Annotated in this window: 9 protein-coding genes and 1 pseudogene; 1 reads left to right on the top strand and 9 read right to left on the bottom strand. The window is 37.7% G+C overall.

Going from position 1 to position 10,038, the window contains the following annotated elements; genetic code table 11:
- From WSC_RS0101540 to WSC_RS0101525, 4 genes and pseudogenes are all read right to left on the bottom strand, one after another.
- Positions 1-895, bottom strand: a pseudogene (locus WSC_RS0101540) (hypothetical protein); the annotation flags it as partial.
- 26 nt (positions 896-921) lie between these two features.
- Complete coding sequence (locus WSC_RS0101535; RefSeq protein ID WP_157447152.1) at positions 922-1,377, bottom strand: hypothetical protein; 456 nt, start codon at positions 1,375-1,377, stop codon at positions 922-924.
- A gap of 10 nt (positions 1,378-1,387) precedes the next feature.
- The gene (locus WSC_RS21565) at positions 1,388-2,935 is read right to left on the bottom strand and encodes a tetratricopeptide repeat-containing sulfotransferase family protein (protein WP_016954152.1); all 1,548 of its coding nucleotides are present in this window, start codon (positions 2,933-2,935) and stop codon (positions 1,388-1,390) included.
- 41 nt (positions 2,936-2,976) lie between these two features.
- On the bottom strand, positions 2,977-5,106 hold the full coding sequence (locus WSC_RS0101525; protein WP_016954151.1) for a type I secretion system permease/ATPase: 2,130 nt from the start codon (positions 5,104-5,106) through the stop codon (positions 2,977-2,979).
- Between the two features lie 94 nt (positions 5,107-5,200).
- Between WSC_RS0101525 and WSC_RS0101520 the strand changes: the two genes are divergently transcribed.
- Positions 5,201-5,395 (top strand): hypothetical protein, encoded by a 195-nt coding sequence (locus WSC_RS0101520; RefSeq protein ID WP_016954150.1) that lies wholly within the window; start codon positions 5,201-5,203, stop codon positions 5,393-5,395.
- Positions 5,396-5,428: 33 nt separating this feature from the next.
- Here WSC_RS0101520 and WSC_RS23820 read toward each other — a convergent pair whose 3' ends face one another.
- From WSC_RS23820 to WSC_RS0101495, 5 genes are read right to left on the bottom strand one after another with little or no spacing between them, the layout of a single operon-like run.
- Positions 5,429-6,157 carry a type III pantothenate kinase gene (locus WSC_RS23820; protein WP_016954149.1) on the bottom strand — a complete coding sequence of 243 codons (729 nt, stop codon included), beginning with the start codon at positions 6,155-6,157 and terminating at the stop codon, positions 5,429-5,431.
- Complete coding sequence (locus WSC_RS0101510) at positions 6,154-7,113, bottom strand: biotin--[acetyl-CoA-carboxylase] ligase (RefSeq protein WP_016954148.1); 960 nt, start codon at positions 7,111-7,113, stop codon at positions 6,154-6,156. Before WSC_RS0101510 ends, WSC_RS23820 begins: the two co-directional genes overlap by 4 nt.
- Positions 7,113-8,180, bottom strand: coding sequence for a UDP-N-acetylmuramate dehydrogenase (gene murB / locus WSC_RS0101505; protein ID WP_016954147.1), 1,068 nt, complete (start codon positions 8,178-8,180; stop codon positions 7,113-7,115). Before murB ends, WSC_RS0101510 begins: the two co-directional genes overlap by 1 nt.
- Positions 8,173-9,471 carry a CRISPR-associated protein Csx16 gene (locus WSC_RS0101500; RefSeq protein ID WP_016954146.1) on the bottom strand — a complete coding sequence of 433 codons (1,299 nt, stop codon included), beginning with the start codon at positions 9,469-9,471 and terminating at the stop codon, positions 8,173-8,175. Before WSC_RS0101500 ends, murB begins: the two co-directional genes overlap by 8 nt.
- Positions 9,472-9,903, bottom strand: a complete 432-nt coding sequence (locus WSC_RS0101495) for a DUF3859 domain-containing protein (RefSeq protein ID WP_016954145.1) — start codon at positions 9,901-9,903, stop codon at positions 9,472-9,474. It lies immediately after the preceding gene.
- Positions 9,904-10,038 lie beyond the last annotated feature (135 nt).

Here is a 10,038-nt window from a genome sequence, read left to right as displayed (position 1 = left end):
AACTTGTAAAATCATCCCAAGTGTCACTTGCCCAACTTGTAAAATCATCCCAAGTATCACTAACCCAGCTAGTAAAATCATCCCAAGCATCACTTGCCCAGTCGCTAATATCATTCCAAATTTCACTTGCCCAATCAGTAAAGTCATTCCAAGCATCATTTAAAAGCTCTGTAGCGTTGTCCCAAGTTTCATTTGCCCAATCAGTTATAGAATCCCAAGCGTCACCAACCCAATTCGTAAGATCTGCCCACACATCTTTAACCCACCCCACAGCATCATCAAAAGTGTTAAATAGCGACTCAATTGTTGTGTCATCCTGTTGTTCCGGGCAACTGTCACTGGGAGTTCCAGAAACCACGTCATTGTTTGCTCCTGGTGACCAATGTTCCCCCCAATCGTCTAGTTTTGGCTGAGGTAATTCTGCCCTTTGTAGCGCATCTCCAACGGCTGTATTTGAATTCTGAATCAACGGATTGTATACGTGACCTTCATTACCCAATTCGTACATTGCCACGCTTGCTTCATACCACTGTGAATAAAGATTATCCCCTTGAGCAATTGTCTCGAAATGGTACTCTCGACCTGCGTTATTGATATTTGGGTTAGTTGGATCGACCCAGTCAGGGTGATCTATAAAGTTGCTATCATAGTTACCCTCTTGCGTAGAAATAGTTGCATCACCAAGGCTTGAGCTGTTTTCTGATGCAGAAAAACTAACATTAGAATTTGAAGGGCCGCCTCTAGTCGCGTATTCATTTCCAAATCTATCCGTATATAAAATAAACTGGTGGTAATAAGTTACTCCATTTATATCTCCTAATGATAAATAGCCAACTTTTATAGTTTCTGGGTTAGAGTTGTTAGAGGATGTGGTGTTTAAACTTTCACAAGTCATTTCTTTTCCTTTTAGTTAATAATTGTTTATGGTAATTTCCACGCAATTGAATAGAAGCCCTTAAATTCGTGTAATTTTCCATTTTTTATTCCTAGATGAATCACAATTGAGTGGTCTGAAGAAAAGCTGTTTTCTAAAACGTTTTCATACACCAATAATTCTAATTCTTGGAATTCTGGGTAGTTTTCTAAAAATTTTGGATGAGGGCCTGTTGTGTTTAGTAAAACAAATTCATATTGAGCAGCAAAATGCTTAATATCATTTAAAGGCATCCCCTTTGCTAAATAATGCTCGAAAATATAAGTAATATCTGTAGAGCCTATTTTTTGGATATTTTGCTCTTTGGATAATTGTCTTATTTCTTCAATTAATACATTATTACTGTTACAACCTAGTAGCATTATTCCCCCTAGAATAAATAGTTTAATTCTTGGTAAATCAATCTGAATCCAAGTTAGCACTTTTTTAGTGGATGTATTCATTCTCTGCACCTTACGCCAATAGATTTTTGAGACTCTCTAGTTCGCTGTCATAATTTTTCCACTGCTCAAGTCCATCTTTATAAATGGGTTGTCTAACTTGCTCTGCACTTGGGGTTTTCACAGCGCGTTTTGTCTGGTGAAAATTCACACAGCCTTTTTCAAAAGGAAGGTTGCAATATTCAAGTAATTGCGCAATTTCTTGATCTGGGTTTTCAATTAGTTTTTCATAAGATAAATGGTAAACCTTGTCAGGCAATGCTTCATCCCAATGCGCCATTAAGTCTAAGTAGGCGTTATAGAAGTGAGCGAAATCTTTGAGGTTGTTACTAAAGCTTAAGCCTTTAGGGAAGTTTTGACGAAATACGCTCAAGCCAACTGCCATTGGGTTTCGCCTTATATCAATAATTTTAGCATGGGGTAAAATTTGCTGAATTAAGCCTATATGCATAAAGTTATTGGGCATTTTGTCGGTAAAATACGGTGCTTTATCTCTTAGAACCTTCGTTTTTTGCTCGTAGAAACGCGCCAACATTATCAATTCTGCTGAAGTTAAATTCACCCCAACTTCAGGATAATGCACAAACGGCTCTTTAAGGGCTAATTTCAACGCATCACTTGGCTCTTGATATTTTTCATGACCATGCTTGTTATTTAGATATAAGTTCCGTGTTAGTTGGTTAATAAATGGTAGTTCTCGTGTGCCATCTACCATAGAGTGGCTGGCTAAAATTTGTTCTACCAGTGTTGAGCCAGAACGGGGCAAGCCAACAATAAAAATCGGGGTCACTTGGCTTGTTGCAACTGAATTCAACGCTGAAGTAAAAGCAGCTTTTGCAAAAAACTCCTTGGTATAATTCGTTTTTATATTGGCGTAAAAGCCTTCTAAATTCTCTTGATAGTAAGGTTCATGCACTGACTTAATAGCATTAGCTTCAGCATAGGCATTAAATGAAGCCGAATACGCTTTTTTATCTTCTAGTGCTTTTCCTAACGCATAATTAATCAACATACGGCTTTTGTCTTTTAGTTCATGTTTTACCAATAATTTTTCCATCTCTAGGATTTCATCATCACTAAATTTATAAGACTTCATATTGGCCAATCCCCAATATGAAGATCCATTCAGCGGATTTACCACCATTGCCTGTTTATACGCTAACTCAGCCTCATCAACGCGACCTACCGTTTTCAGTGTGTCTGCATAGTGAATAATATATTGCAAATTATTGGGATCTTCGATTAAGTATTTTTCTAACAGCTTTAATGCAGATTGATAGTCATCCCTTTCAATATAATCCTTATAAGTTATTTCTTTCTTGCCTGTATTTTTTTGCAAAATCTCCATTTGGTAAATGGCACTTTCAAAGTCTTTAAGCTTTTTTAATACGTCGATTAGCCTAACTCGTGCTTTTTGATCATCCGGCTTCTTGGCTAAATACAGCCTTAAGTGTTTGGCACTACCTAAAAAGTCTCCTTTTGAATAACACACCTTTGCAGAAAAAAGAAAAGATTGAACGCTACCCTTTCCTGCCTTGTTACTTGTATTTGGTAATTCCATAATATCCTTCTCCTCATATATCAATTTATTATTCTACTTACTCAACTAATTTCTTTGAGGCCATACATGCTGGCAAAGTAACCTTTTTGTTGTACCAATTGTTGCTTACTACCTTGCTCAACAATCTGCCCTTTATCCATCACCACTATGCGATGGCAGTGAGATACTGCATTTAACCTATGGGCAATAATCAACACGGTTCTGCCTTTGCAAATAGCCTGCATATTTTTTTGAATAACACGCTCGGACTCATAATCTAAAGCGCTTGTCGCTTCATCAAAAATTAAAATTTTGGGGTTAGTGATCAATGCTCTGGCAATCGCGAGTCGTTGTTTTTGACCGCCAGATAAATTACTGCCTTGTTCATCGATTACGGTGTCATAACCCTTAGGAAGACTAGTAATAAATTCATGGGCACCGGCCAAGTGGGCGGCTTTTATAACCCCCTCAATTGAAGCCGCTGGATAGGTTAACGCAATATTTTCTCGAACCGTGCGGTTAAACAGAAAACTGCTTTGTAACACCACGCCAACATTTTGTCTTAACCAACTGATATCGGCTGAATGAATGTCAATACCATCTAGTTTTACTTGTCCCGATTCTGGCGTGTAAAATCGCTGGACTAACTTAGTTAAAGTACTTTTACCTGAGCCTGAAGCGCCCACAATACCGATAATTTCACCAGCTTGGACATTCAAGTTAATATTGTTTAGCACTAAAGGCGTATTGGGTTGGTATCTAAAATGGATATTGTTAAACGTTATATTGCCTTTTATACTGGGCAACGCACTTAGACTTGGATTATGCTGATTTTCAGTAGGGATATTTAAGATGTCGCCAAGACGTTGAACCGATATTTGTGCTTGTTGAAAATCTTGCCAAATTTGGACTAATTTTAAAATAGGCCCACTAATTCTCCCTGCCAACATGTTAAACGCAACCAGCTGACCAACTGTCATTTCACCATTCATAACAGCATGGGCGCCAAACCAAACAATACCTAATGTGGTAAGTTTATTGATAAAACTCGCAATTTGGTTAGAAATATTACCTAGGTTTTGTGCTTTAAAAGAAGCTGAGACATAACTTGCAAGCTTATCTTCCCAGTTACGTTGCATTTGTGGTTCTAAGGAGCAAGCTTTGACTGTTTCGACGCCTGTAATAGATTCGACTAAAAACGATTGATTACGCGCGCCTTGCTTAAACTTTTCATCGACCCGTTGTCGCAGAGTTGGGGTAATTAACACTGAAAGTAGAATATATAATGGAATACTAGCTAACACTACTAACGCCAAGGTTGTGCTGTAATAAAACATGACAGCAAAAAAAACAATAGTAAAAAGCAAGTCAATACATAAGGTTAAGGCAGTTCCAGTAATAAACTGACGAATACTATCTAGTTCATGTACACGAGCTACCGTTTGTCCAACTTGTCGGCTTTCAAAATAATTTAGAGGAAGTGAAACCAAGTGCTTATAAAGCTTGGCGCCTAGCTCTACGTCAACGCGAGTTGTGGTGTGACTAAATACATAATTCCGGATGCCATTAAGAATGACGTCAAAAATAGCAATCGCAAAAAAACCTATAGCTAACACATTGAGGGTATTAAGCCCGTTGTGCACTAACACCTTATCCATAACGACTTGAAAAAATAATGGAGTAGCAAGTGCAAATATTTGAATAATAAATGACGCAACTAATACATCGTAAAAGATCTTTTTGTATTTTTTAAAAGCAGGTATAAACCGTTTAATATCAAAAGACGTAATATCACTCAGAAAACTTTCTCGCTTAGTGACCAATATGACTGTGCCTGATATTTTTTCAAATAAATCAGCTTGGGATAAATTCAGAGCTTTTTGTTGAATGGGATCGTGAATCAAAAATCGAGTTTCACAGTCTTGCTCTGACATTTTTGCCACAACAATATATTGACCGTCCTTCGTTTCTGCAATTAAGGGAAGTACTCTCGATGTAAATAAGTGCTTTTGAGGCTTGATTATGAATTGCGCACATCTAGCTTTAAAGTTGACACTTTTAGCCGCCCTAATCAAATCGGTCGAGGTTAACAAATGACCAGATTGACCAAATTGTTTCTCTACATAAGTTGCGTCTAATGCAATATTATTGAGCTTAGCAACAATACATAAACTGATAACTCCAGAGTCCACTAAATTTCAATCCATATTAACATCTATTTAAGTGGCGAGAATGTTAATAAAAACAAACTAATTGTCAATAAAAAATGACCAAAAAGGAAACAAAATGATTGAAAAAGATAGTAAACGATCAATTAAGGGTGGATTTTTTATTTTAATTTTTATCTATCCTGAAAATTCTGAACTATTAAACCTAGCTCAAAGAAGTATCCATTTTTTAATGGTTCTAATCGGTTTTGCGAGTACCGTCACTGCTGAAACGAATTTAAAAGTGATGCCTAGTGCGTTGTTTTTGCAGTAAAAGTAAAGAAAAATTGAAGTATCTTTATTCCGATCAAAAAGGCTTTTGTAAATAACAACTCATACCAGCGAATACCAATAACTTGTCAGCCCGGATTTTAAGACCCTCTAGTCCTAACAAATTGCGATAAATATCACTATTTCCTCCAGTAATAATTAATTCAACTCGCTGGTTATCTGGTATTCCTATTTGCTGCTGCTTTATGACTCGTTTGATCAAACTAACATGGCTTGCATATAAAGCATTAAATACGCAAGTTTCAGTAGATTGCCCTAAGCCAATTTCAGGTTTATTTGGATGAATTAATTTTATTTTGCCTGAACGTTCTGCAAGTTTATTGGCGCTAAATTCTACATTGGGCAATATGTAGCCCCCCAAATGTTGGCCTGCATGATCAACCACATCAATTGTTACAGCCGTGCCAGCATCCACAACGACACATGGATTATTGGTAATGGAGCGTGCACCTAACATGGCTAACCAACGATCTATGCCTAAACGTTGATATTCAATATAAGCATTGGTCAGTCCATATGCTTGTTTGGGTGTAGTTAATACTTCAGTCAAACAATTTGGGTAAAAAGCTTTGATATCAATTGCTATCGATTCAGTTTCACTTTTCACGCTGGCAATTAATATCTTGTCAAATGATGAATGTTGCTCACAACAAATCTGCCAACTTGGTAACAACTGATATTGATTATTTTGGTAAACAACCAATTTTGCTCGGCTATTGCCTTCATCTACCATTAATACTTTCATACAGGCCTCAAAGAAACTTCACCACCGGTAATGGATTTAACTATATTGCCTTGTTGAAGTAGCAAATTACCGCGTTCATCTACACCTATATTAGTGCCCTGCTCTACTCGTTCGCCACTGACGATATTGACCTGTTGGTTTAAATACACATCAAAATGTGGCCATAATTTGGCAAATGGCGCAAAACCTTGTTGGTAAAATAGCTCAACTTGCTGATTAATTTCGTTAACTAAATCAATTAATACTTGGGTTCGTTGCCAATTATTGCCTGTGTGCAGCGCTAAGCTATTCCACGCTTGATCGATATTTTGTGCACTTTCTACCATATTAACGTTTAAACCCACACCTATTACCACTGAATAAGGCGGCTCAAAGTTACCTTCTAGCTCAATTAAAATGCCACCGAGTTTTTTGCCTGTTAGATATATGTCATTCGGCCATTTTAGCTGAGGATTTAATTGATGAGCTTGCAAAGCTTTGGCTACGGCAATACCTACCACTAAGCTTAAACCAGATAACTCAGCCATAGGCAAATTGATTTGTATACCTAAACTAAAATACAGGTTTTGCGCAAACGGTGAAATCCACTCGCGGCCGCGTCGCCCTCGCCCTTGTGTTTGTTTATCGGTTGCCGACAATACTATGGTTTGTGCAGCTAATTTTTTCTGTTTAAATAACTGTTTGACTTCTTCATTGGTAGAGTTAGTTTCACGCGATAATAAATAATGAAAGTTTGCTGGTAACCCAGCTTGCAACTGCTGGAAATTAAGTGGTTGCATATGCGCTGGTAATAAATAGCCGCGTCCAGGCACTGAATGAATATCTATACCTGAGTCGCGAATTTGCCCGATCCAATTTGAAATAGTTGCACGGCTGACATCAAATTGAGCGGCTAAATCTTCACCTGAGTGGTAATTATTGTCACACAGCACTTCTAATAACGACATATGTTGCATTAGTTAACTTCCACCAATTCAGTTAAATATTCAACAGCGTCTACTTCAGCAAACTCATGAATAAAGCGCACCTCAGGTTGCAGTTTAATTTGATACTCAGCCTCAACTTTTTCGCACACTCTCTTTGCTAACTTGGCAATATCAGTACCTTTAGCTTGCGAATTATTTACCAACACCAAAGCTTGCAGCTCATGTACCTTTGCTCCTTTGTGCTCTAAACCTTTAAAACCCGCTTTATCTATTAAAAAACCTGCGGCCAACTTAACTAAATTGTCCGAATAGGGATAGATTGGCATATCGGCACAATGGGCGTTTTGTTGTTGCAGTTGCTGTGCATGTTGTTTATCAACAATAGGGTTTTTAAAAAAGCTGCCGGCGTTGGGTAAAACTTTCGGATCAGGCAATTTGCTTTGGCGAATGCGACACACCTCATCAAACACCAAAGTCGCAGCAGGCAAGCTACCATGTTGCTGTTGGTAATCTTCAGCAAACTGTTTAAGTGGGCCATATTCAGTCACCACTTGGGCGTTTTTAGCAAATTTGAGCCAAACGGTCTCGATAATAAAACGGCTCTTACTTTGATAAGTTTGATGTTTAAAGATTGAATCGCGATATGCAAACTGGCATTGTTCTGTGGTCAGTTTTACTCTTTGTTCTAATTGAATGTCATAAGCTTCGACCGCGACAACAAACTGGGCTATTTCAATCCCATAAGCACCAATATTTTGTACAGGTGCTGCGCCGACAGTACCGGGAATTAACGCGAGATTTTCAGCGCCTTGAATACCCTGCTCAAGTAATTGAACTAGGGTTTGATGCCAATTAAGGCCACCACCTAGTTCAACTATATAAGCATCTTGAGTTTGACTTACAACAAACTGGCTATTATTAACTTGGATCAGCTGTCCATGAAAAAATTCTTGCAACAACAGAATATTTGAACCTTCACCAACCACCAGATACGGCTGATTTTTATCAAATTGATTTTGCTGCTCTGGCCATGCAATAGAGCTATCTGCAATACATTTAAGCGCAAAAGTATTCGGAATTAATTTCTGCTTACTCATGGAAACTCTTCTGCTGCTTAAATTCCATGCGATAAACCAATACATCATTTAAATTATTAGTATCTACATAATGGAACTGCATTTTATTATGCAAAGTTGCTAATGCAGCACCAACACTATTAACAGATTTACCACCCGTGATATCAATTAGCATATCTTCTTCTGCTAATTTGTATTGATGCTGCCATTTACGCGCAGTTTTTAAATAAGCGTTGTAATAAGCTTCAATATCATTGGGTGGAATGGGTATAGGATATGGCTCAAACTTAATTTGGCTAAACTCAGGGTATAGCTGCAACACCTTTAAGGCATTTTTGATTTGAGGATAAGTACCAGGCGCGATGCGTTCAACCAAACCTTCGCGATTTTTAATACTGCAGTCTTGCGTGCCTAACAATACCGCATGGCTTAATTTACTATTGATATGATTCGCTTGGCTGCGCAATATACGTAAAATCAATTCCCACTGAATTTTTAGTGGTTCAAGATTAATTAAGTCTTGGTCTAAATCGCCGGTTAACTCAACTTCAGTTGCTTTGGTAAAAGTGTTTTGGTCAATTTGTTTTTGTTTAATAAAAAACCACTTGTTATCTCTTTGCTCAAAGCGATAACCTGTCGACAAAGTTAAAACTATTGCCGCATACGCTCTATCTGGGTCTTGTCTTTTAACATCACGTAATGGCACCCAATTGGCCGCTTGGTGGCGTAAACCAATAGATGCGGTGAAAAAGATAATCAAACCAGCAAACATTTCGATTAACCAATAAATGGTAAAGTACTGTTCAAACCAAGCTTTGTCTTTGCCAAACCAATAAACAAGATGATTTTTAAATAGCTCAACACCAGTGACTGCATCAGCAAATATGCCAATACCTGTAGCTGTCATCAAAGCATAAAACGCTAAACGTAAATCAGCGATGCGGTAATGACGAAGTTTGTCTAACTGCCTATTTAGACCTGCAGCTAATTTTTTAGCAAAAGCTTGATAAATACTTGTTAGTACACCTTGTTGCTGTGGGCGAATATCAAAACTGGTAATTCTAGGCTGGGCAGTTAAAAACTGCTCGTAAGTGCCGTTTAATAGCGAATTTGGCTGACAGCTCAGACTAAAATACTGCGCCCCTTTTTCAACAACTTGAGCGGCTTCTTCTATCGTTAAAATGCCATAAACCTGATCACCAGCGTCAACTAAACTTAAATCAAGTTGCTCGTAAAAAGCTTCGATATTTTCAACGTTTTTGTACAACCATTTACGCGCACCTGCGTATGGCACAATAGCGATTTTTTTCATTTAGAATCCGCGCTTTTTCCAAAAGCCAATTTCGCCATCTAATTCTGGCAAATTAACATCAAAAGTTTTACTGGCAATTTCATTACCATCAATTTCGATAGTCATGCGCCATTCACCAACTTTGTCTTCTATTGGCAACCAAATGGTATCACCCAAATAAAAGTCCCAATTATTATTGCGAATATATTCTTCGCCATCAAAAGGTGGCATCACATTGCCTTTTTTATCAGGGATATCAGGGTGGTAAATACAGTAGCGAACTTTTTGCCCTTTGGCTTTTTTAATATTAATGACAAAACCAAATTCGATATCTACTTCAGCTGGCACTTGGGTAGTGAATTTTTGTACCTTGGGCAATTTTTTATCATCTTTGTCCCATTGGTCATAAATTCCAAAACTTTTTATTTCTACCTGAGCTTTCGCTTTTGCCATATCAAACAACCACAGTGTTAAATCAAACGGTTAATGATCACGCCTTTAAGGTGAAAATTCAACATTTGCAGTTAATTTGATCTAAATCAGCTGAATTTTGGAGAAAAACTTGTCATTTACGTCTTTGCTTAATTA

It is taken from the genome of Catenovulum agarivorans YM01 (assembly GCF_000281085.1).
GTDB lineage: Bacteria > Pseudomonadota > Gammaproteobacteria > Enterobacterales > Alteromonadaceae > Catenovulum > Catenovulum agarivorans.
This window is presented reverse-complemented; position numbering and strand designations above follow the sequence as displayed.